Origin of the sequence: Desulfogranum japonicum DSM 18378 (assembly GCF_000429945.1) — a bacterium.
Classification (GTDB): Bacteria; Desulfobacterota; Desulfobulbia; order Desulfobulbales; family Desulfobulbaceae; genus Desulfogranum; species Desulfogranum japonicum.
Genome location: NZ_AUCV01000001.1, coordinates 372,446 through 395,131, shown reverse-complemented (window position 1 = coordinate 395,131; position 22,686 = coordinate 372,446). Strand labels below are relative to the sequence as shown.

General features: G+C 45.5%; 19 protein-coding genes. 8 read left to right on the top strand and 11 right to left on the bottom strand.

What is annotated here, in order from left to right; translation table 11 throughout:
- The first annotated feature begins 135 nt into the window (after positions 1–135).
- The 6 genes from G493_RS0101725 (at position 136) to G493_RS0101695 (ending at position 8,734) form a co-directional block, all read left to right on the top strand.
- Positions 136–1,893, top strand: coding sequence for a phosphohexomutase domain-containing protein (locus G493_RS0101725; protein ID WP_028578980.1), 1,758 nt, complete (start codon positions 136–138; stop codon positions 1,891–1,893).
- A 247-nt stretch (positions 1,894–2,140) separates the two neighbouring features.
- On the top strand, positions 2,141–2,977 hold the full coding sequence (gene nifU / locus G493_RS0101715) for a Fe-S cluster assembly protein NifU (protein ID WP_028578979.1): 837 nt from the start codon (positions 2,141–2,143) through the stop codon (positions 2,975–2,977).
- Positions 2,977–4,161: a cysteine desulfurase NifS gene (nifS, locus tag G493_RS0101710; protein WP_035272961.1), complete on the top strand. Its 1,185-nt coding sequence runs from the start codon at positions 2,977–2,979 to the stop codon at positions 4,159–4,161. Before nifU ends, nifS begins: the two co-directional genes overlap by 1 nt.
- 268 nt (positions 4,162–4,429) lie before the next feature.
- Positions 4,430–5,380 carry an FAD-dependent thymidylate synthase gene (locus G493_RS0101705; protein WP_028578977.1) on the top strand — a complete coding sequence of 317 codons (951 nt, stop codon included), beginning with the start codon at positions 4,430–4,432 and terminating at the stop codon, positions 5,378–5,380.
- Between the two features lie 369 nt (positions 5,381–5,749).
- Entirely contained in the window at positions 5,750–7,948 is a 2,199-nt protein-coding gene (gene pilB / locus G493_RS0101700; RefSeq protein ID WP_028578976.1) for a type IV-A pilus assembly ATPase PilB, read from the top strand.
- 3 nt (positions 7,949–7,951) lie between these two features.
- The gene (locus G493_RS0101695) at positions 7,952–8,734 is read left to right on the top strand and encodes a glycosyltransferase family 2 protein (protein WP_028578975.1); all 783 of its coding nucleotides are present in this window, start codon (positions 7,952–7,954) and stop codon (positions 8,732–8,734) included.
- A gap of 161 nt (positions 8,735–8,895) precedes the next feature.
- On the opposite strand, the gene G493_RS0101690 is transcribed toward G493_RS0101695, so the two are convergent.
- From G493_RS0101690 to G493_RS0101640, 11 genes are all read right to left on the bottom strand, one after another.
- Entirely contained in the window at positions 8,896–9,681 is a 786-nt protein-coding gene (locus G493_RS0101690; protein WP_028578974.1) for a glycosyltransferase family 2 protein, read from the bottom strand.
- A complete protein-coding gene (locus G493_RS27350; RefSeq protein ID WP_051308928.1) occupies positions 9,671–10,762 on the bottom strand; it encodes a glycosyltransferase family 9 protein in 1,092 nt (363 codons plus the stop codon). Before G493_RS27350 ends, G493_RS0101690 begins: the two co-directional genes overlap by 11 nt.
- Positions 10,752–11,852, bottom strand: coding sequence for a glycosyltransferase family 4 protein (locus tag G493_RS0101680; RefSeq protein WP_084813371.1), 1,101 nt, complete (start codon positions 11,850–11,852; stop codon positions 10,752–10,754). The genes G493_RS27350 and G493_RS0101680 overlap by 11 nt, the downstream gene beginning before the upstream one ends.
- Positions 11,828–13,048, bottom strand: coding sequence for an O-antigen ligase family protein (locus G493_RS0101675; RefSeq protein WP_028578972.1), 1,221 nt, complete (start codon positions 13,046–13,048; stop codon positions 11,828–11,830). Before G493_RS0101675 ends, G493_RS0101680 begins: the two co-directional genes overlap by 25 nt.
- 14 nt (positions 13,049–13,062) lie before the next feature.
- Positions 13,063–14,793: a lipid A export permease/ATP-binding protein MsbA gene (gene msbA / locus G493_RS0101670; RefSeq protein WP_028578971.1), complete on the bottom strand. Its 1,731-nt coding sequence runs from the start codon at positions 14,791–14,793 to the stop codon at positions 13,063–13,065.
- A 64-nt stretch (positions 14,794–14,857) separates the two neighbouring features.
- Positions 14,858–17,083, bottom strand: a complete 2,226-nt coding sequence (locus tag G493_RS31660; protein ID WP_028578970.1) for a peptidase U32 family protein — start codon at positions 17,081–17,083, stop codon at positions 14,858–14,860.
- 42 nt (positions 17,084–17,125) lie between these two features.
- Positions 17,126–18,592 (bottom strand): sensor histidine kinase, encoded by a 1,467-nt coding sequence (locus G493_RS27340; RefSeq protein WP_051308927.1) that lies wholly within the window; start codon positions 18,590–18,592, stop codon positions 17,126–17,128.
- Positions 18,593–18,823: 231 nt separating this feature from the next.
- Complete coding sequence (gene pyrR / locus G493_RS0101655) at positions 18,824–19,357, bottom strand: bifunctional pyr operon transcriptional regulator/uracil phosphoribosyltransferase PyrR (protein ID WP_035272949.1); 534 nt, start codon at positions 19,355–19,357, stop codon at positions 18,824–18,826.
- Positions 19,357–19,938 carry a phosphoribosylglycinamide formyltransferase gene (purN, locus tag G493_RS0101650; protein WP_028578968.1) on the bottom strand — a complete coding sequence of 194 codons (582 nt, stop codon included), beginning with the start codon at positions 19,936–19,938 and terminating at the stop codon, positions 19,357–19,359. The genes pyrR and purN overlap by 1 nt, the downstream gene beginning before the upstream one ends.
- A gap of 2 nt (positions 19,939–19,940) precedes the next feature.
- Positions 19,941–20,561 (bottom strand): IMP cyclohydrolase, encoded by a 621-nt coding sequence (locus G493_RS0101645; protein WP_028578967.1) that lies wholly within the window; start codon positions 20,559–20,561, stop codon positions 19,941–19,943.
- A gap of 75 nt (positions 20,562–20,636) precedes the next feature.
- Positions 20,637–21,020 (bottom strand): RNA-binding S4 domain-containing protein, encoded by a 384-nt coding sequence (locus tag G493_RS0101640; protein ID WP_232363697.1) that lies wholly within the window; start codon positions 21,018–21,020, stop codon positions 20,637–20,639.
- A 232-nt stretch (positions 21,021–21,252) separates the two neighbouring features.
- On the opposite strand from G493_RS0101640, the gene folE2 reads away from it, so the two are divergent.
- Both folE2 and G493_RS0101630 read left to right on the top strand, forming a co-directional pair.
- Positions 21,253–22,002 (top strand): GTP cyclohydrolase FolE2, encoded by a 750-nt coding sequence (gene folE2 / locus G493_RS0101635; RefSeq protein WP_028578965.1) that lies wholly within the window; start codon positions 21,253–21,255, stop codon positions 22,000–22,002.
- Positions 22,003–22,145: 143 nt separating this feature from the next.
- Positions 22,146–22,640 (top strand): PilZ domain-containing protein, encoded by a 495-nt coding sequence (locus G493_RS0101630; protein WP_028578964.1) that lies wholly within the window; start codon positions 22,146–22,148, stop codon positions 22,638–22,640.
- Positions 22,641–22,686: the final 46 nt, after the last annotated feature.

The window sequence follows — 22,686 nt, the reverse complement described above, 5'->3', positions numbered from 1 at the left end:
AGAGAATGGTGTCCGAAGGGACATCGTAATATTGCCATTCAATTACCGAAGCGCTATATTCTGCCATTGATAGCACAATTGAATGAAAATTACATGGCTTATCTTTCTCCCTTTCACCTACAATGAGGAACAGAAATGTCCAATAATGGTACTACCCAGGGAATTATAGAACAGCACATCACATCGGGAAATCACGCGGCCAGCGACTATTTCGCCGCCTTAAAAACATGCGTCAGCGCCAGAAACAACTCTGCCAACGATACGGAACAAGACACATGGCAACGGGCAATTGATACTATTTACACCTATATAGAGGATGAAATCCTCACCAATACAGCCCAGCCCGTGCAAACCGTCAAGTTTGGAACATCAGGTTGGCGTGGCATTCTGGGCAAAGACATCTTTGTTCAGTCTGTGGCCTATGTGACCTGTGCCATTCTGCAGCTCTATAAACTGGGTGAAGGGGATCAGGACATCCATAATGCACTAGGAAAACTGACCTACAGAGACATGCAGAAACAGGGTTGTGTCGTAGGTTTTGATAACCGCTTTGGTGGCGAATTGCTGGCCCGTGCTGTGGTCAATATCCTCTGCGCCAACGAAATTAAGGTCTACTATGCAGGTGAATCAACAACAGGCGCCCTCTCTGCTTCAGTGCTCCGCAACAAAGCCGCCTTTTCCATAAACCTGACCCCGAGTCACAACCCCATGGAGTACGGCGGATTCAAATACAATGCTGCGGATGCCGGCCCTGCAGCTCCGATTCTAACCGATACCATCACGGCTACGGCAAGAGATTTTCTCACAGGCACACCCTGCCCATTCATGGTAAGCCAAGAGCAACTCAAACGCCCCCTTGATTCTCTCACAGGTATCATCGAGGAAGATGCCCTAGCAAGCTGGCAGGATCTTGTCACAGCCAACAGTTCTTTCCATGGTATCAACTACGCTGAACTCAAAACAGCCATAGCATCCAGAGATGATCTGATCATCTGCGTTGATGCTGTCCACGGTGCATCACGTAACTATCTACATCGACTTCTCGGCGATCCGGAAGCATCCAGGTTGACTGTATTGCGTGATAATGCGGATCCCACATTTGGCGGAATAGCACCGGAACCCTCTTCAGCTAACATGCAGCCAACCATTGCCTTTCTCAACAAACAGAGTTCTGCCCTGAAAATTGGGGCGATAATTGATCCGGACGGCGATCGAATCCGCTTTACAGACGGCAAGGTTGAGATATCCATGAATCAGTTTGGTGCCATGGCGTACCATTTTCTCCATGAAGTGAAGCAAAAAAAAGGTATGGTCGCCAAAACCGTCGCTTCCAGCAATCTCGCCAATGCTGTTGCCGAAAAACTGGGGGAAAAAGTTTTTGAACCTAGAGTTGGCTTTAAAGAATTTAAACCTGTCCTGAATAAAGCCTTGGTTTGTTTTGAAGAATCCGATGGAATCTCCATTACTGGCCATACACCTGAGAAAGATGCCTTTATTGGACTGATTCTGGCTATTGATATGGTGCTGACCCAGAATATTTCTCTGGGTGAATATCTCCACGAGATTGAGCAGACCTTTGGTCATTATTATCCAGGCCGGGGTGGCATAACGGTCAGTCAACAGGGCAAGGAGTTGCTGCAAACGTTGGAGCAACTGGAAGTCTATGCCCGGGGAACCAATGTACAAGTAGGTGAAAACAACAAAAAAATTCGTGAAGTCATTGATATTGACGGCAGAAAGATGATTTTTGATGATGGTTCGTGGATCATGATACGTCCATCCGGCACAGAACCCAAGGTTCGCTTTTATGTGGAAGCGCGTGACCCTGAAGAAACAGAACTTCTGGTGAAAAGTGCGCATTCAATGCTTGCCCAAATCGGACTCCTGCCATAGTGTTATCATATTTCAAAGGAAATTGATGTTACAACAAGGCGTATATTGGGGCATGCACTCCTTTTTATCTCAAGCCACAAGACCCAGGCCAGAAGTTGTCCTGTATCGGCGACTAAAATCAGGGAGAGCATACAAAATTTTTCCGCTTATCTTTTGCTTTTCGGACAATTATCTTCCCCGAACCTCAAAGCGGCGCTCGCCATAACACGATTTACCCTATTATTACAACAACCAAAAAGGTACTACCATGTGGGACTATACAGATAAAGTTCAGGAGCATTTTATCAACCCCAAAAACGTTGGTGAAATCAAGAATGCCAGTGGTGTTGGCAATGTGGGCTCTCTAGCCTGTGGCGATGCTCTAAAGCTGACTATCCAGGTGGATGAGAACGACATCATCACTGATGCGAAATTCAAGACGTTTGGCTGTGCCTCAGCCATTGCCTCGTCCTCGGTGCTGACAGAAATGCTTATCGGCAAACATATAGATGAGGCCAAGCATATTACCAATGATGATATAGCCAGCGCTTTGGGAGGATTGCCCAAAGAAAAAATGCATTGCTCGGTAATGGGACGTGAAGCCCTGGAAGCTGCCATTGCCGATTTTACGGGAACCATACTTCCCATGGCCCAGGGAGAAGTTATCTGTGAATGTTTTGGGGTAACCGATCTGGAAATCATCAGGGCCATTGAAGAAAATAATCTGCGTTCAGTGGAGGAAATCACCAATTTCACCAAGGCTGGAGGGGGCTGTGGAAAATGTGAAGACCGCCTTCGTAACCTACTTGATGATACTGTTGCCAAAAGTTCTGATGTTCCCAAGGCACAGGAAAAGAAAAAACGCATGACCACACTGCAGAAAATTAAGAAAATAGAAGAAGTTCTTGAAAGAGAAATCAGACCGACCTTGAAAAAAGACGGGGGCAGTATTGAGTTGATCGATGTGGATGGTGATTTTGTCATTGTTTCCCTTCGCGGTTCCTGCTCCGGCTGTCATTCCTCTCAGACAACCCTCAAAGAATACGTGGAAAAAAAATTACGTGAGCAGGTTCTTGATACTCTGATTGTTGAGGAGGAAAAATAATGCCATTGGATCACGAAAACGTCATTTATCTTGATAATAATGCAACAACCCGGGTTGCCCCTGAAGTTGTAGAAACAATGCTGCCGTATCTAAGTAATTACTACGGCAATCCTTCTTCAATGCATAATTTTGGTGGCCAGGTCGGTGCAGCTCTGAAAGATGCGCGCGCTTCAGTTGCCGAACTCATCGGTGCAGCTCCCGAAGAGATTGTCTTCACCAGCTGTGGCACGGAAAGTGACAGTACAGCGATCTTATCCGCCTTGTGCACCTTCCCTGAAAAACGCCACATCGTGACGACCAGAGTTGAACATCCCGCGGTAAAAAGCCTGTGTGAAAATCTGGATACCCTGACCGGCCGCAAACATCGCATTACCTGGTTACCGGTGGAGTCTGACGGTACTCTGGACCTGGAACAGTTCAGGCAAAGCCTTACCGAGGATACAGCCATTGTCAGTGTCATGTGGGCCAACAATGAAACCGGAGTTATTTTCCCGGTAGAAGAAATGGCACAAATCGCCCATGACCATGGAGTTCTCTTCCATACCGACGCAGTACAGGCGGTGGGTAAAGTACCGATTAATCTGAAAGAAACAGCCATAGACTTTCTTTCATTATCCGGGCATAAACTGCATGCCCCAAAGGGTATTGGAGTTCTCTATGTAAAAAAAGGTACACCCTATGTTCCTTTTCTCAACGGTGGCCACCAGGAAAACGGCCGCAGGGGTGGCACTGAAAATGTAGCTTCAATCATTGGCCTTGGTAAGGCGTGTCAAATGGCCGCGGCAAACATGGAAGAGGAAAACACCAGGGTCAAAGCACTGCGCGACAAACTGGAAAAAGGGCTTTTGGAAAATATTCCCAAAGCCCTGCTCAATGGCCACAAGGATAAACGCCTGCCCAATACCGCCAATATCAGTTTTGAGTACGTTGAGGGTGAAGCCATCCTGTTGCATATGAATCAACTCAACATCTGTGCTTCTTCCGGCTCAGCGTGTACTTCCGGTTCACTGGAACCATCTCACGTGTTACGGGCCATGGGGGTTCCTTTCACAGCAGCCCATGGTTCCATTCGTTTCAGCCTTTCTGTCTACAATACTGAACAGGAAGTAGACTTTGTTATTGAAAAAATGCCGTCCATCATTGCCAATTTACGTGCTCTCTCTCCTTTCTGGGAAGAGGAATAAAAAACAACCCGCGGAGAGCATATAAGTTAGTGTCTGTCCAGAAACAAGGATTTTTGTTCAAGAGCAGGTCAGCGAAGACCCCGAGGCATCTTCAAAATTTTGCCACAGGCATGAAGGTGTATCAGCGTCTACGCTGACCTCTGAGTATACAGATACCGCAGATATCGGGCAAAAAGACCATATATGGACAGACACGAACCCGTTTCAGGCTTTCCCATCACCATAACTGTGCCTGGTACCCAGGGCCAATCCCAATCAGCTCAAATACATGAATGTACTTGCTCCCTCCACTCAAATACTCGATGATCTTGACCAGAAAAGCCTTCCTGTTCGAATCGAATACTGCGGTCGAATATGCTACAAAAGTGAAGATCGCATCGATGAACAATCCGCGATCCCCTTTGTCCAGAAAATGGCTGAACATGGTCACAATTCCGTACTGGAAATGGGAGCAGTGAGCTTTCTGGTCTCAGGCGCGACATCTCAACAGGTTGAAGCCTTCTTTCTCTGCCAACCCAAATACCTCCAGGTTGACAGGCTTGAGGAGGATACATTACTGATATCGGGGACCGTCCGCGGCCTGAAGGAAATGTTTGTATTTTACCCCGAAAACCCTCTTGTCCAGGCCCTTACCCGCCAACTTGCCGATGCTCATCCGTATTTTTACCTGAAACCAGGCTTGGTACCACTAACCATAGAGCACCCCGCAAATATACGTATTCAGCGAATGAGCCTGGAAAAAGTGGAACAACTTCCCCCAAAGCTCATGGCAAAGCACAGGTATCTTGCAGTAAAATTCATCGTCAACAGAGCGGTTACCCATGAACTGGTCAGGCACCGCCCCTGCTCATTTCTCCAGGAAAGTCAGCGCTACTGCCGTTATTCTGCCGATAAATTCGGCAATGAAGTAACCTTTATCAAACCTCTTTTCTACGATGAAAACAGTGAGGAATACGCCCTGTGGGTACGCGCCATGGAGGAAACCGAAAAAATTTACCTTGAGCTGCTCAAAACCTCTACTCCGCAGGCTGCGCGTACAGTACTACCCAACTCCTGTAAAACAGAAATCATCGTCTACACCACACTGGAACACTGGCAGCACATTTGTGCCCTACGAACACCAGCCAATGCTGATCCTTCCATGCGGGAAGTCATGATCCCTCTCCAGGAAGAGTTGGCACTCCGTTATCCGAATCTTTTCACCACGCTTCAGGCATAGATTGCATACCGATCTCCCATAGTATTCCTGACGGCAGGTTAAGCTGGATACCGGAATACTATGGAATACCTCCGTCAACAAATTCCTGCCATCTCCACGCCAATGAATGCCCGAAGCGCACAAAGAAAGACTGACACATAAAATGACAATAATTTAACATTTGTTTACATGCTACAAGCCTTTCATTGTCCTATGATAGGAAGACGCTTTATAAGTTTCCTTATGGATAATGATTCCTTTCTTTGACCCCCTATCTCAGATATAGTATTATTGTCTATATGATCCGTTACTCAGAATAACTTTATACTTTGTTTCAGTTTTATGGCTATTAAACCACGACAGACGGCCCAGGCTTCCGGCAGAGCAAAAATGAAAAAAACCGTCAAAGATCAGTCCGGAGCCGGTAGAATCAAAATTGGTGAACTGCTGAGTAAGGCAGGGTACATCACAGCCGCCCAGTTTGAAGGGGCTAAGGCAGTAATGCGTAAGAGCGGAAAACGCCTTAGTCAAATCCTGCTTGAAGACGGTGCCATTGAACGAGATACTGTTGCCAACTTTCTCAACCGTAACTTCAATTACACCATGGTGACCATTGAGAGGGAGCCTCCGAGCAAAGAAGCTCTGGAACTTCTTCCCTATGATATCGCCAAAAAATACATGGCATTTCCCCTGCGGGTGGTAGGAAGTACCCTGCAACTCACCATGGCCGAGCCGACGGATGCCATTGAAGTTGAGGAACTGCAGGATTACACGCAAAAAGAACTGGATGTCTGTGTGTCCATTGCCATTGACATCATCGAGGGCTATAAAAAATATTACAATATTTCCGAAGAAGAATATCAGTCGTTCTTTTCTTCAGGCGGACAGGAAGAAGAGGAACAGGTCACCCAGGTAGACGACTTTGGAGCCCTGGTATCCGATGCTGCCGAAGATTTTGAGATTGAAAGCGGAGAAGAGGATGAAAGCGTCTTTGAACAGTTCTCAGCCTCGGACGCCCCCATTATCAAACTTGTTAACGGTATTTTGGTTAAAGCTGTTCAGGAGGGGGTCAGCGATATTCACATCGAGCCTTTTGAAAAGACCATGCAGGTGCGTTATCGAAAGGACGGTGCTCTGTTCAAATCAATGAACTTGCCACTGACCATTAAAAATGCAATGGTGGCCCGAATAAAAATTCTTTCAGATCTGAATATTACAGAACGCAGAGTACCCCAGGATGGCAGGATTAAAATGCGTCTGGGAAGAAACAGGGCTGTGGATTTTCGTGTCTCAACACTGCCCCTGCTCTTTGGCGAAGGTATAGTTCTCCGTATTCTCGATAAAAGCTCACTCAACGTCGATCTCACGAAACTGGGTTTTACAGTGGATACGTTTGAATCTCTGAAGAGATGTCTCAAACGTCCCCAGGGGTTGCTGCTGGTTACGGGGCCGACAGGTTCCGGTAAAACAGTTACCCTTTATTCTGCCCTGAACTCTCTGAACACGGAAGATATAAAAATTCTGACTGCAGAAGACCCTGTTGAGTTCAACTTTAAGGGCATCAGCCAGGTAAACGTGAATACCGAAGTGGGTATGACCTTTGCCGCAGCTCTGAAGGCTTTTCTCCGTCAGGATCCCGACATCATCATGGTTGGTGAGATTCGAGACTATGAAACTGCTGAAATCGCAATAAAAGCAGCTATGACAGGCCATCTGGTCTTTTCAACGCTGCATACCAATGACTCACCTGCCACTGTTGGCCGTTTGGTTGATATCGGTGTTCCATCCTATATTCTTGCATCTTCCCTGACCATGATTCTCTCTCAACGTCTTGGAAGACGATTGTGCGTACACTGTAAAGAACGCACCAGCTACTCCCAAGAGGAACTTATCAGCGCAGGCTTCAAAGAAGATGAACTGGATTCTTTGGAATTGTATGCTGCAAAAGGATGTGCTGAATGTAATGGTTTGGGGTATAAAGGACGCGTTGGTTTCTTTGAACTCATGGAAGTGACAGATGAAGTTGCCAAAGCCATTCAAGCAGAGGTCAGCGAAGAACAACTCCGTAAAGTAGCTGTTCAGGAGGGGATGTTTACCCTGCGTGAAGCAGCTTTGCAAAAGGCCAGAGAAGGCGTCACCAGTCTTGAGGAAGTTCTCCGGCGCACAGTCATCCATGAGGACAGCCTCCCTTCTTACCTGGTAAATCCTGACGTTGAGGAATACCAGGATGGCGATATCATAATCCAGGAATCCAACAAAGACAGGGACTTTTTCAAGCTGGTTCGCGGGAAGGTGTCTGTTCTTCGAGGCGGTAAAAAAATAGCTGAAATTACTGAGCCTGGTGAATATTTTGGAGAAATGGCAGCCATTCTCGACGAGGCGCGTTCAGCAAGTATTGTCTCATCCGGACGTTGTGTCATCAAACGGTATCCCGGCGATAAACTCGGTGAACTTATCGAAAAATATCCGGAGGTATCCAAACATCTTTTCAAAACAGTGGTCGAACGACTGCAGAAAACCGATCGTATTGTGGTTCAACTTGCCGGAGCAGGCAGAGGCAGGCCGCAACAAATGGTCCGACGTGCATAAAGCATGAATAAACTTTCCGTATATATTATAGCGTACAACGAAGCAGATAAAATTGAAGCAGCCATTAACTCTGTTCTCTGGGCAGATGAGATTATTCTAGCCGATTCTCATAGCCAGGACGAAACGGCTGCTATTGCAGAACGCCTTGGTGCGCGAGTTGTTCAGATTCCTTTTCAGGGCTTTGGAGAACTGCGTAACCAGGCCATGGCGGCCTGCACGCATGAATGGATATTTTCCCTGGACTCCGATGAGCGGTGTACTCCGGAAGCGAAACAGGAAATACTGTCAATCCTTGAAAATCCTCAGGCTGACGCCTACTATGTTCCCAGAAAAAACTTCTTCATGGGGCAGTGGATAAAACATTCGGGATTTTATCCCGATTACCGACAGCCACAACTTTTTACTAAGGGAACCTTGCACTTCAAGAACGATCCTGTGCACGAGGAATACACCATACAATCTGACAAGCCTGTAGGCTACCTCAGGAATGCGATCTGGCAGATACCGTATAAAAATCTTGAGGAGGTTGTGCACAAGGCCAACAAATACTCCACACTGGGAGCAGAGAAACTTGCACAGCGAGGGAAAACAGGGGGAATGTTCAAAGCTTTTGGCCGTGGCCTCTGGTCTTTTTTTCACATGTATTTTCTTAAAAAAGGCATATTAGACGGATGGCCGGGTTTTATTATTGCTCTGGGAAATTTTGAGGGCACTTTTTACAAATATGCAAAATTACATGAACGACAGGCTGCCTGGCAACCCCCGCCGTCACCCCCACTACGCTAACCCCGCATTACTCACTACCTTTTTAACGCATTGATTCATTGGCTAAAATGTAACTGCTTACAGAATGTCTGATGTTTTCGTCAGCAGGCTGACACAGCGTATTGGCTCATACGTAAGCCTGTCTTTCGCGAAAATATCAGATGCACTGTGAGCAGTTACTGCTACAGGTATTGACTTATACCTTTGTCACACCAGACCAGCTTGCGGGCTATGGTTTCTTGAAGTATGGCATCGTTGAAAGTGAGCCGGTCCCTGGTATTCATCTTATGGTGCAGATGATAGCCAATTGCTCTGAAACGAACGTTCTGTCGTTCAATACCGATGTTCAAGAGACGGGCAGTAAATTCAGAATCCTCTCTGCCCCAACCGACAAATGCTTCATTAAAACCGTTAATTCGCAGGCAATCATCCTTCCAGAATGAAAAATTACAGGTTTTTACCCCTTTTATCCGGGCACTGCGAAAGGAAAGATGACGGGAAAGAAATGGGGAACGAATACAATTCTTTTTGTTCTCCACTCCCCTGGAAAAAAGGCATACTTTCAGCTCTCCCTGTTCCAGGGTTTGAGCTGAACACTCTTCATTAAGCAGCACCCTGGTGCCCTGTACAAAACACCCACTGGTTGCAAAATTACAGTGATCTTCAATGAAGTGTTTTTCAAGAATGATGTCGCCATCAATCAAGATAATATAATCTCCCCTGGCTTTAGCGATAGCCTTATTTCGGCTCATAGCCAGGCGAAACCCATTATCTTCCTGCCAGGAATGAATGAGGCGCACAGGTGACCGTTTGGTTAGTTCTTGTACGACCTGAACAGTGTCATAACCGGAACCGTCATCCGCAACGATAATTTCAACAGGCAAAACACTCTGGCGAAAAACACTGTCAACTGAAAGCTGTAGAGCCCTTGGCCAGTTGTATGTTGTTATTATAAGACTAACCTGCATTTTTTACTTTCCGCACCTGAACGTGCAACCTCTCCAGAGCATCAAAAACTCTTTCCACTGTAATTCCTTTCATGCAGGAGTGATGTGTGCAACTTCTCATACGACAACAAAGACAATCCACATCCAGGGCTTGAAGAACTTCACTGGCTACCCCGTAGGGAGCAACCCGCTCAGGATGCGTTGGCCCAAACAGCGCGACAACAGGAGTGTTGACCATTGCGGCTATGTGCATGGGACCGGTATCCAGCCCAATGTAAAAATCAGCATATTGCAGAAGTGCAACGGATTGGGCAAGGGATAACTTTCCTGCAGCAATTAGAGCCTGCCTGTGCATTGTACTGGTTACCGCTTCAATGTATGGTACATCAGCAGCACTTCCACCAAAAACCACCTGATACCCGGTAACGAGCAGCTTATCTGCAAGTGCAGCCCAACGTTCCTGCAACCAGAATTTGCTTTGCCAACGTGCGGTAGGATTAATATAAACCAGCGGTTGTGTATGACTGTATCCGGATTCGGTTAAAAAAGCAGTGACCCGATCACGTGCGCCATCTCCAGTCTCCATAAAAAAATCTTGCTTTTCCACAGCACATTGCAGCTGTTCACAAAACAGCAGGTTTTTTTCAACTGCATGTTCTCTGCCGTGCTCATTGTGAACCAACACATGCTGGAAAAATGTATTTCCTTCTTTTGCATCGGCAAATCCGTATCGTTTGCCTCCCGGATTAGTGAGACTGAGCATCCCGCTTCGAAACGATGCATGAAGATCCAGGACAATATCGTATGCTCTGGAGGTAAACTGTTTACGTAAAGAAGCCAGGACCTGAACAGTTGCTTTTAAAGCAGCCCAATATACCCCTTTTCCGGCACCGGGTTCACTGGTGGAAGGAATATGAATAGGAAACACGTTATCAATGGTGCTGTCATATTGTATCAAATCCTGCAATCCAGCCTCAATAACCCAGCCTAATTCGCAGGAGGGGTAAGTTCGTTTCAATGCATGTGCCAGCGGAAGAGTGTGGACTACGTCGCCAAGCGAACTTTGTTTAATAATAAGAATACGTTGTCCATTAAGATTCATATATCGAGCTTCTCACCTCGCGACCGATCTGCTTCAGCCTCTCTATATGCTGGCATGTTTCAAGACTGTGCCTGGCGGCAAAACCAGGACGAACATCAACTTTATCTAAGGTTATCAAGGCTTCTACAATTGTTTCAGGTTGATTGTCTTTTAAAATTATACCATCATCCTCAGTCAGTAGTTCTGCCGCACCTACCTTTGCAGTTGTAATGACCGGAGTCCCGCAGGCAAGTGACTCGGCAATAACCAATCCAAAAGGTTCATAATTAGACGGGAGAATAACATAATCAACGGCCCTGTATAACGTTGCCATATCATCAACATAGCCTATGCACCGAATATTAGTGCCAAGAGAGGTATTCCGATGCACGCCGTCCCCCACAATGATCAGCTCAAAGAGTTCAGGATCAAGGCTGGCATACGCGGTAAGCAAGGAAGTAAGCCCTTTTCTTTTGTGGCTTAAAGAAGGAAACAGCAACGTCATTTTTTCCTGCTGTATTCCGTATTTATCTTTTGCTACCTGGCGATCCATGCCTAGAGCCAAGGAAAAGCGCTGTTCATTTATCGGAGGATATAAGACTGTAATTTTTTCCTCAGGAATACTGTAATGACAAAGGATTTCATCACGAATGGATGCTGAATGAGCAACGATGGCAGGAGTTTGAGACATCAGCTGTTTCTCAAAACTATTTTCTACCGCATCATGCATCGACCTGTAGATATTACGTGTTTCCCTGGTCAAAACTGATTGGGGATGCACTCCACCCACAATGGCAATGTCCTGGCAGGCAGTCCGGGTTAAACTTATGCATAAATCATAGGCCTGTTTGGCAAACCTGTGATTACACCGCTGCAAAAAATAATATTTCTTTAAGCGTCTTGGCAGGAAATACACTGGAGTTTTATGGATAATACACCCATGTTTTTGTGCCAGAGCTCTATCCACTTTGTAGGCATGGATATGTACCTCGTCACCTGCCGCCTGAAACCCCTGTACAAGTGTGAGGAGATAGGACTCCATCCCACCGGATTTGTTGAACTGATTATGAATTATGGCAACTTTCATCAGGCTGCCCTTTCTATTGTGCATGTTGTCTGTTCAACCTGGTCCTTCTTGTACAGAACAGCTGAAAACAATGAAAACAAGAATCCTGTCTCATACACTACCAGATAGGATTCAGTAAGCATAATCACCATATAGAATACAGGAAAAGCTATCAATACATGACGCAGGGGATATGCCGTCTGTAACGCAGCTCGAAATTGAACGTATAACAGCCAAAATAGAGCTACGATACCTAATAATCCAAGACGAGTGGCCATCAGCACATATTGGTTATGTGGATTGTCGGTGGGACGAATATGGGGCGATCTTCGTTCATTCACTTTACGGTATTCACTCTCAAAGTCGCCGGTGCCGACACCTAACAGTGGATAATTTTTAATAATGTCCCACGAATTTTCCCAGAAAAGCAGCCTCAGGCCTATGGAAGTGTTGGCATTATCCTTGAACTGCGCAATTTCACTATGTGCCGTATCCACCCGTTGGCGGAATACAGGACTCGTTGTATAGGCTGCACCGAACAGCAGGCACATGGAGAGCATAGCCCCAGCAAATGCCAGCCCAATATGCCGACGAAACAACTGAAGGAAAAATACACCAACCAGTACCAGAAAAACCAACTGCCCGGCTCTGCCTTCTGTGATAAACATATTAAAAATCATAACAGCGAGGAGCACAGTTCCACTCAATCGTGCCCAGAGAGGACGCACCCTGAAATACAACTCATAGGCCAGACAATAAATCGCAAAAGCCAGCATCGGGTTATAGACCACATGGAACGTCTTTTTTGTCAAATGCTGCGGTGTCACATCTGCATATTGAATAAGACCGAACCACGCCAGATAGGTGAGGCTCATCGCCACAATAATTCCGATAATGAAAGCCCAGATATGCACATGCCGACGCTGTGTACAAACCACGGTAAGAAAAACGGGCATAAGCATAACTTTCCACATTTTTTCTATAAAAGCTAATCCGGCAAGAGTGTCAGCGCTCCAAAGTAAACCAAGAATAATACAGAAAATAAAGAAAAAGACAGCAAGACAGACAGGGTTGTCCATCATTTCCTGAAATTTTGCACGATACTCACCTTCCATCAGCCATAACAGGAAAATAAGACAGGCAAATATTGAAATGGCAGAAGTGGACAACGGCAGCGAAAAAACTAACCCCACTGTACACCAGAAATTGATTTTCTTTACGCGTTTCCTGAAATTACTCATAGAATCCACACTCTTTAATCCGCATATTGCAGGTTGTACAGGGACTCATACTCACCACCCTTGGCAAGGAGTTCTTCATGGGTTCCGCTTTCAACCAAATGGCCTTCTTTAAGCACCACAATACGATCTGCATTCTTGATGGTCGATAACCGATGGGCAATAACGATGGTGGTTCTGTTTTTCATCAGATTTTCCAGAGCGCTCTGTACTTTTTGTTCTGATTCAGTATCCAGAGAAGAGGTTGCTTCATCCAGAATAAGGATAGGTGCATCCTTGAGCAGAGCCCGGGCTATGGAAACACGTTGCTGCTGACCACCGGATAACCTGGCTCCAGATTCGCCAACTATGGTGTTGAAGCCGTCAGGCAGGCTTTCAATAAAGCCCAGTGCGTGTGCTGAGCGTGCAGCCTCGCGTATCATTTCTTCTGTGCAATGTTCAACACCATAACCGATATTGTTGGCAATGGTATCGTTAAAAAGAATAGTCTGCTGAGTAACAAGAGCTATCTGCTTTCGCAACGACTCCATGGTCACATCGCGTATATCGTGGCCGTCTATGAACACACCGCCTTGTCTGACCTCGTAAAAGCGAGGAATAAGGTTGGCAAGAGTACTCTTTCCCCCACCACTGGGCCCGACAACAGCAAGGACTTCTCCCCGTTGTATATTGAGTTCAAGATTATGCAACACCGGCTCGTTCTCATTGTACCAGAAGGTCACATCACGGAATTCAATACCCTGAGAGAAGCTTGGCAGAGTAATGGCGTCCTGTTTTTCAGTGATAGAAGGCTGAACATCCAATATATTGAAAATACGTGCCGCAGAGGCCATGCCCGATTGTATGGTGGAATTAATCTTACTGACCCCCTTGACAGGTTCATAGAGCATGATCAGGGCAGTAAGAAATGCCATAAACGTACCTGGTGTAGAAACACCATCCAACACCTGCGTTCCACCGTACCAGATGATCAGAGCCATACCGATTCCTCCCATGAATTCAACCATAGGATGGGAAAGACTTTTAAAACGAGTTTCATTCATCAGGATATCAAAAAGAAATTGCATTTGTTTTGCAAACCTGGCGGTTTCTGCACGTTCCATACAAAATGCTTTTACTATCCTGGCTCCGGCAATGGTTTCATGGAGTATATTGGTGGAAACACCAATCTCGGTTTGATAATCTGTACTTATCCGTCTGAATTTTTTACCAAAAACAACAATGGGAATTGCGGCAGCGGGTATAAATAGAAAGGAGATCAGGGCCAGCTTCCAATCCATATAGAAAATAACCACCAAGAGACCAAGAACAGTGAAAAAATCTCTGAGAAGATAAATAAAGGCATGGGAAATACATCCCTGAAGCATACTGACATCATTCATAATCCTCGAGATCAGCTCCCCTGTGGGATTTTTATGAAAAAAACTGAGACTGAGGCTGTTCAGGTGAGTATAAATGGCATTACGCAGATCCCTGATCACACTTTGTCCTATCCATTGCAACAGATAGGTATAGGTAAAATAGAAGAGCCCTTTAATCAAAAAAACAAGCAAAAGCGCGATAGGAAGGATATTAAGCAGGCTGGTATCCTTATTAAAAAATATTTCATCAAGCAATGGTTTTATAATATATGCCTGCAACGCGTTGAATGCTGCCACGACCACCATGGCAATCATGGCAACAAACAATTTTCTTTTATATGGACTCAGCACATGGCTAAGCCTGGCTATAATTTCTTTATTTGTCATTAGTTGTATACCTGCAACAGCTATATATTAGGCTGATATTCTATTGTAACAAAACACGGAAGACTTACAGTAGACCAGCAGCATAGTTACCGTTCATGGTGTTCTGACCACTGTCAACGCCTTTCAGCAAACGACTGATTCTGTGAAATTCTTTATTGATCAGAGTGCCTTCCAAATCAATCAGCACATAGTCAACGCCGTCATCGCTGATATCACGTATAGCGTGCAGAAGGCTGAATGGCTGTTGGGAACGAACCTGGGTCAGTTCCCGATTTCGTTCAACCAGAAACTGCTCACCCTTGGGACTCCGTATTCGCTGTCTTTCCTTATCTTCTGCAACAGGAAGCCGAGCAGTAAAAAGAGGTGGATACCCATAGGCATACATCCCTACCTGAAGCCTGCTACACGTCTTTTCACCCCCCTGAAGATTGTCAGGATTATAGGATTGAAGACTATGCTGCAGGGATTCCCTATCTGTTTCAATGGAAAATATCATTCCTTTCAGTCCCATTGACTGACCAAAACGCAGAGCAGCACTGTTTAACACATTCCAGGTATAATCTGCAAACAGAGAACATGGCTGCGTTCTCGGTCCAATCTGGTGGAAGAGAGCAACCTGGCTGACCATCCCCAGTTGAAAAGAGAAAAAACCAAAATCTAAAAGTTGCTGCAGCCAGCGAGAATACAGGGACATATCCTTTTCTAGGATAATGGGTGGAAGAGCCCATACCAGGGAAGGATATAACTGGATCGCTCGTTTACCCAACTGCTGCACCTGCTCCATATTTCTTGTATTGAGCGGCAGAATAATGCGAGCAACAGAGGTTGGAAATCGCTGTTTGACAGGGGGCAAAGAGCTGAGACGATACCACCAGTCCAAAGTGGAAACAGAGCGATTCCTGGCACTGCTTTTACTTGCCTCCATTCTCTGATTACACGAGATAGACCTAAGCACATGCTCAATGTTATTTGGGTCAATATTTATCCGTGGAAGCTTTCTCTCTATGTCGTCAGTGAATCCTGAGTGCTTTTTCCCTCTTCCCTTTACATCGACCTTAAACAATGGGCCAGTTAAAGGCCGTCCTCTCTGGGAGGTCAACTGGTCTTGCAGCTGCAGGGTCACTGTCTGTCCTTTAATGGCCGTGTTAACAGCTTTATTCTGTTTCCACAGACGTTTTAAAGTGAAACTTTGTCGAATATCCTGCTTTTCATCGTGGAAACGCAATCGATCGCCGACCTGGATGTTTTGTTTTAACACCAGAGTAAGCAGAGTATCTTTTCCCTTGCCTTGAGTCTGTTTACAAAATCCCAAAAAGGTGCCTGCACCACCTGTCTTCTGTGGCATTATCACCTGGTGCAGATCTTTTCCCAGGTATCCTTCACAACGATATCTTCCCATGGCCTGGTCGAGCAGCTGCCTGGCCTGTTGTTCAACAGCCTCCTGTTCTTTTCCCTTTGTATGAAGATTATCAAGACATAGCCTATACGCCCTTACGGTGTTGCGTACATACTCGACGGGTCGTAAACGTCCTTCGATTTTCAAACTGACAACGTTGGTCTGCTGCAATTGCCTGAGAAAACGTAACGCACCTAAATCATTCATGGAAAAATAGTAGCCACTCTTCCCCTGTCCCTTTGTACCACGTCCGCCTTTGGAAGATTGCAGGGTATATTTCCTTCTACAGGGTTGAACACATTGGCCCCGCAGGCTGGATTTTCCACCATGGAGACTTGAAAAGAGACACAATCCCGAGTAGCTGTAACACATGGCTCCATGGATAAAGACTTCCAGTTCCGCAGTCGTTTCATTACTGATTTTTCTGATTTCAGGCATTGAGAGTTCTCTGGCAAGAACGACACGTTCAATACCCAGTGACTCCATGGTACGCACCCCTGTTGAATTATGCACAGAAAGAAGCGTGGATGCATGCAGAGGTAGCCCGGGAAAGTACGTGCGGGCAAGAAACCAGAGCCCTATGTCTTGTATAATCAACGCATCGGGATGAATTTCCTCTGCGCAGGCAGATAGAAATTCCACAACAGGCCTTAACTCGCTTTCCTTGAGCAGGGAATTCATGGCCACATAGAGTTTTTTCTTTCTCTCATGGGCGTAGCTGGACATCCAGGCAATTTCCGACATGGAAAAATCACGACTCAGAGCCCTGGCATTAGCTCCGGGAGCCCCTACATAAACGGCATCAGCCCCTTCTTCCAGGGCAACGGCAAAAGCTTCCAGACTCCCTGCAGGTGCGAGAAGTTCCAGGGGAGCATGCTGACTAATTTCTGTCATAAATACTGGGATTGATAGTAAAGAAGAGAAAGATATTCAGGCTTAGGCGCTAAACACTTTCAAAGGATAGTCCATTGATGGCAGTGGCAGAATAAAATAAAAATTATTACCCAAAGGGGTCGGTTCATATCCAGCAATACCACCATGCAACTCTATGACCTGACGAATAAACGAAAGTCCATGGCCCGTTCCTGGAATAGAACTGCTCCCCTGACCACGAATTCCTTCCTGAAAAAGGCCTTCCCCCTCTGAGGAAGTCATATGAGGACCAGTGGTAAAGACATTAAATTTAACTCCTTTTTGGCCGGGACCCGGAAAATTCTCAACCAACTCACGACCATATGCCATTGTTTTCCGCTTTGTTCCATTTTCATCCACCACCTCTTGGGTATATTTGGCGGCATTGGAGAACAGATTGGCATATACCTGTGCAAGCAGACCGATATCCACCACAATATGAAAGTCTTCTTCTTTCATGTCTTCAGGCCGTTCTATGGTTATGTTGGCTGCCTGTAAGCGACTGGCATAATGTTCCAGCTGGGGAAGAATGACATCTTTTTCCACATAACATTGTTTGGGCCGCAATACCAGATACCCTCGCTCAAAATGCTCTCGACGGAACAGGCTTTCAAGAAAAAGGCTGGTATTGGAATGGTGCTTGACCATTTCCTGGTGGTAGGTCAACAGGTCGTCCTGTACTTCCTGAAGTTGACTGTGACATTTTTTGCAGTCATCTTTTGTAACAGTTTCATTCTGTTCCAGCGCATGCATTGAATCCAGCAGTTGATCTATCCGATCAATTTTCTTTTTCAGCTGATTGAACAGATGTTTAAAGTACATATTGGGCACAATGATATTATGCTCAATATCGACAACCAGGCTATTTATGAATTTCAGGTGCTCAATATTCTGTAAAGCGATAAGTCTGTTATCAAGATTATACCCTATACGGTTCGCATATTTTGCAAAGAAGAACTTATCCTCTTCGCAAATACCCTCTGGTACGAGAATTTCATACATACCAAGAATTCTTCCGCTCTCACAATTCCCCTGGATATCATTCCAGAGGGAAGTCTGTCTATGGCTGCTTTCATGTTTATGCCGATTTTCATGAATGGATGTGGGAGCAAAAGCATATTTACTGAAGATCGGTATAATATAGGAACCGCTCATTTCATACGGAGTTTCATGTATTTGAACCGGATATCGAGCAGGACAGGGCTGAGTAATAACACCATTCTTCGAAGAGCATACCAGCTTCAACATCTCATCTTTACAGAGATACAGGTTGCTGTAAATGCCAAGCATAATGCACGGGACAGATACACAGATTCTGTAAAAATCATCCAGCGTATCATATTCCTGGGCAAGGTCGAAAAATGCCTTGAGAAAGTCGTTATGCCGCCTGGAAAAATTGTATTTTTCGTAACTCTCCGACTTTGCCTGTACTCTTTGACAGATGCTTTGCAGATCGTCAGGAGTTGGTATATTATTCTGATTATGCTCCATAGCCTGTTGCCAGTATATGGTTCACCAGACAGCGGCTCCCCGTCTTGAATATGTTCATAACCGTTTTCACCAGGATAAAAAAATTGGCTGTCTTCCCTAACTCTAAGCGGTTCAGGTGCGTAACTTATGCACACATTGACTGGCGGGCGTGGGCCTGTCCATGCACAGCAGCCAATTCGTAAACGGCTGAAGAAAGACTCCGTGGGACCGCTGGTGAGCGATTACATATGTTCAGACCGTTGTTAATACAACGCCATCCTCTTCATTACACTCATGTAACAAAACATCTACACGCTCATTGGATGTTACACACATGGCCATTCCGACATAATCGGGTTGAATGGGAAGTTCCCTTCCACCTCGATCTATAAGAACTGCCAGTTGAATTGAACGGGGCCGTCCGTAATCCATCAGTGCGTCCATGGCTGCTCTGATGGTCCGTCCGGTAAAAACGACATCATCTACAAGTATTACTTTTCTGTCTTCAAGCACAAAACCTATATCAGACCTGCGCACAATGGGATTCTGTGAAATCAGGCTCCAATCGTCCCTGTACAGAGTGATATCCAGCTCGCCGATGGGCAGTCTCATCCCTTCGTGCTCAAAAATTTTTTCTTGCAATCGTCTGGCCAGGAATACTCCTCCTGTATGTATGCCCACAAGAGACAACTCTTCAACACCGTGGTGCCTCTCGATGATTTCCAAGCTGATTCGGTCAAGGCTCCGCTCAATGTCCTGGCCATTCATAATTGCCTGCTTTTCCATTATCGTCCTCCCCGATTCCAAAAAAAGTCAATCCCCAGGGTATCTACCAGGTTGATTGCTTCCGGGAAGGTTTCACACTCCACAGCAAACACTTTATCGGCAATATCATCAGGAGAATCATCATAGTCTATGGCAACACAACGCTGAAGAACTATTGGTCCCTCATCATAACGTTCATTGGCAAAATGGACAGTACACCCACTGACCGTACACCCTTTCGACTTTACGGCTTCGTGGACATGATGGCCATAATAGCCTTTACCGCAAAACGAAGGGATTAAAGAGGGGTGAATATTTAACACAGCACGGCCAAACTCTTCCGGAGGCTGATACAATTTCAGATACCCGGCAAGCACTATCAAATCAATGGAGTATTCTCTGAGCAGGGAATTGATCGCATCACTGTCCTCAGCATAGAAAGCAGGATACCCATACTGTTTTGCCTTGGTCAGCCCCAACGCGGTTTCGACATTGGATACGACAACTTCTATCTGAGCCTTGAGTTTTCCAGTAGTTATACACTCATGAAAATTATCAAGTGTTCTTCCACTTCCGGAGAGTAAAACGGCTAGACGCAGCATCTTTATTCTCCGCAGAAATAGGATTCTTTACTCACATCTACGGTTTCCATCCATCTGATAATGGCATTGTCATAGGATGATGTCAGTGAAAAAACTTTTTTAGCCAGGTAAAATCGTGTGGTCAAAGTGGTATTACCGTGCTCCTTAATTTCCTGTAGAACCAATGGATAATCATCCGGGTCAACGATAACGGTAACATCTTGAAAATTCTTGGCAGAAGCCCTCAACAATGTTGGCCCGCCAATATCTATATTTTCAATGGCATCAGCAAATTTACAATCAGGCTGGGCTACAGTCTCACTGAACGCATAAAGGTTGACTGCAACCAAATCTATGGAGCCGATACAATGCTCCTGGCATTGTTGCAGGTGCTGTTCATTATCCCTTTGATGGAGAATTGCGCCATGAACCTTAGGATGCAATGTCTTTACCCGGCCATCCAACATTTCAGGGAAACCCGTAAACGTCGAGACATCGGTAACCACCAATCCACTGTCACGCAGTTTTTTTGCCGTACCACCGGTTGAAAGTAATTCAATCCCCAAATCCGCCAGTTCTCTGGCAAATTCTTCGATACCGCTTTTATCGGTTAAGCTAATCAAGGCACGCTTAACAGTCTGCATATTTTTTTCTCCACCAATAGCCCTTCCTCATGGTCGGGGTAATCATCCGATATTGATTGCAAAAACCGGATATAGTTAATCTTTTTTCAAAAAAGCTCTAATTTTTCGACGTTCACGTTTATCCGGTCGTCTGTCTGGTTTTGCAGCCGGCGCTCGTATCAGTTTTCTATCTTCCCTGATTCGCTCCCGTCTGACTTTCGACTCCTCACTTTCGACATAAAGAGTCTGTGCTACTTGAGCAGGTCCTCTACGTTCACTCAGTTCGAGTATAGTTACATCAAATGCCAGGCTCCCTTTGGTAATAACGAGCTGATCCCCTTCACGTACCGTCCTGGCCGGTTTTACCCTGCTTCCGTTAACATGTACATGCCCACCGTTGACAGCCTTGGCCGCGAGTGATCGGGTTTTAAAAAAGCGTGCTGCCCACAGCCATTTATCTATCCTGACAGTATCCACCATAAAATTAACTGATTGAAGATGTTCTTACTGCAAATTGCTTTTCTATCAGCAATCGACATGAATGAAATGAAATATAAAACCTTAACACAGTTTATTATGTGCATCAAACAAAGTTGGTGCAACCAGCTACCTTTTTCGCTCGCTGGCCTTGCAAATCATCTTCCATTAACCCGCCGGTTCATGGTAGAAAGAAGCAATACTTTTTTTTATTACAGAGAGGAAGAGATCGTAAATGACCCTACAGGCAGTCGGCATCCATCAACTCAGCCGCCCCATTTCCATTAGAACCAAAGAAGGAACAATCCAACAAAGCATCGCCACAGTCGACCTCCATGTGCATATGGTACATGGTGACAAAGACTCCTGCATCGAACAGATAATCCCCTTGCTGGGGACGTATACAGAAGATCTTCACGTTGGTATACTGCCAACGCTGCTAAGGGAAGTGAAGCAACAACTCCAGGCAGAAGAAGCTCGAATGAGCTTCACGTTCCCCTATTTTATTCAAAAGGTTGCTCCGGTCTCAGGAACAACCAGCATCATGGAGTATCAATGCCGTATTACCGGTTCTTCAGAGCCCAACCCTTCTCCACGACTTAGTGTAACAGTTCCCCTCACCACGTTATGTCCATGCTCCAAAGAAATCAGTGAATTCGGTGCACATAACCAGCGGGCGCAAGTAACCTTAACAGTGCAGCCAAGCGGTTTTATATGGCTCGAAGACCTGATCAGGCTCATTGAACAATGTGGATCTTGTGAAGTATATGCTCTCTTAAAGCGACCTGACGAAAAATTTGTCACGGAAAAAGCATATAATACCCCCATGTTTGTTGAAGACGTAGCCCGCAAAGTGACCATGGAATTACGCAAACGTAAAGAAATCGACTGGTTTTCTGTAGAGGTTGAAAGTTTCGAATCAATACACAAACACAGCGCTTATGCGTATATTGACAGCAAGGACCTGGACTCCTCCTGTTGCTGATTGGTAACTACTCACAGGAGAAGACCTAGACCTTCGATTAACTTCAGTATTTGTAACTGGTTACAAATATTGGAGACTTTCAAGCTTATACGTCTCTTCTGCGAGTAGTTACACGTTATTTTAATTTTCCCTGGAGTTGTTGTGTGATATCATACGAAAAACACTTACTTCTCCATGATAACATGACAATTGACAAACGCAGATCAAAACGGGAGCCGGATTACCTTCCCATTGCTATTCATGCCATAAACAATGACACTGGCGAAATCCTGGCTGGTCCATTTTCTACCCGTATTATTGACATCTCTGAACATGGTTCATGCCTGCTCATTACCCAGGTAATGCAGGGTAATTTCCATATCTTTCACTCTACGATGGAGCACACGGCATACCTTCTGCAGTTGACGATTGATCTTCCTCCGAACCTCAACAACGTCACCATTAAAGCAAAACCGATTTGGATGAATTTATTCAGGCATAAAAATGTGTGTGCATACAAGCTTGGCGTTGAGTTTACTGACAACCCACGGGGAGCACACATGAACAACATAAAAACAATATTACAAAAAGGGAGTACTACACGAAAAGCCTGGTGGGAAGAAGTAAGCGGCCTGTTCAGCCCCTCTGACAATCGATAAAAATCCTCCATCCGCACCTTGATCTCAGAGCCGCGGGAAAAATTAA

Excerpts from the sequence above, each read along its gene's own strand:
- G493_RS0101725 (WP_028578980.1), top strand. The coding sequence starts at position 136 with ATGTCCAATAATGGTACTACCCAGGGAATTATAGAACAGCACATCACA.
- nifU (WP_028578979.1), top strand. The coding sequence starts at position 2,141 with ATGTGGGACTATACAGATAAAGTTCAGGAGCATTTTATCAACCCCAAA.
- nifS (WP_035272961.1), top strand. The coding sequence starts at position 2,977 with ATGCCATTGGATCACGAAAACGTCATTTATCTTGATAATAATGCAACA.
- G493_RS0101705 (WP_028578977.1), top strand. The coding sequence starts at position 4,430 with ATGAATGTACTTGCTCCCTCCACTCAAATACTCGATGATCTTGACCAG.
- pilB (WP_028578976.1), top strand. The coding sequence starts at position 5,750 with ATGAAAAAAACCGTCAAAGATCAGTCCGGAGCCGGTAGAATCAAAATT.
- G493_RS0101695 (WP_028578975.1), top strand. The coding sequence starts at position 7,952 with ATGAATAAACTTTCCGTATATATTATAGCGTACAACGAAGCAGATAAA.
- G493_RS0101690 (WP_028578974.1), bottom strand. The coding sequence starts at position 9,681 with ATGCAGGTTAGTCTTATAATAACAACATACAACTGGCCAAGGGCTCTA.
- G493_RS27350 (WP_051308928.1), bottom strand. The coding sequence starts at position 10,762 with ATGAATCTTAATGGACAACGTATTCTTATTATTAAACAAAGTTCGCTT.
- G493_RS0101680 (WP_084813371.1), bottom strand. The coding sequence starts at position 11,852 with ATGCACAATAGAAAGGGCAGCCTGATGAAAGTTGCCATAATTCATAAT.
- G493_RS0101675 (WP_028578972.1), bottom strand. The coding sequence starts at position 13,048 with ATGAGTAATTTCAGGAAACGCGTAAAGAAAATCAATTTCTGGTGTACA.
- msbA (WP_028578971.1), bottom strand. The coding sequence starts at position 14,793 with ATGACAAATAAAGAAATTATAGCCAGGCTTAGCCATGTGCTGAGTCCA.
- G493_RS31660 (WP_028578970.1), bottom strand. The coding sequence starts at position 17,083 with ATGACAGAAATTAGTCAGCATGCTCCCCTGGAACTTCTCGCACCTGCA.
- G493_RS27340 (WP_051308927.1), bottom strand. The coding sequence starts at position 18,592 with ATGGAGCATAATCAGAATAATATACCAACTCCTGACGATCTGCAAAGC.
- pyrR (WP_035272949.1), bottom strand. The coding sequence starts at position 19,357 with ATGGAAAAGCAGGCAATTATGAATGGCCAGGACATTGAGCGGAGCCTT.
- purN (WP_028578968.1), bottom strand. The coding sequence starts at position 19,938 with ATGCTGCGTCTAGCCGTTTTACTCTCCGGAAGTGGAAGAACACTTGAT.
- G493_RS0101645 (WP_028578967.1), bottom strand. The coding sequence starts at position 20,561 with ATGCAGACTGTTAAGCGTGCCTTGATTAGCTTAACCGATAAAAGCGGT.
- G493_RS0101640 (WP_232363697.1), bottom strand. The coding sequence starts at position 21,020 with ATGGTGGATACTGTCAGGATAGATAAATGGCTGTGGGCAGCACGCTTT.
- folE2 (WP_028578965.1), top strand. The coding sequence starts at position 21,253 with ATGACCCTACAGGCAGTCGGCATCCATCAACTCAGCCGCCCCATTTCC.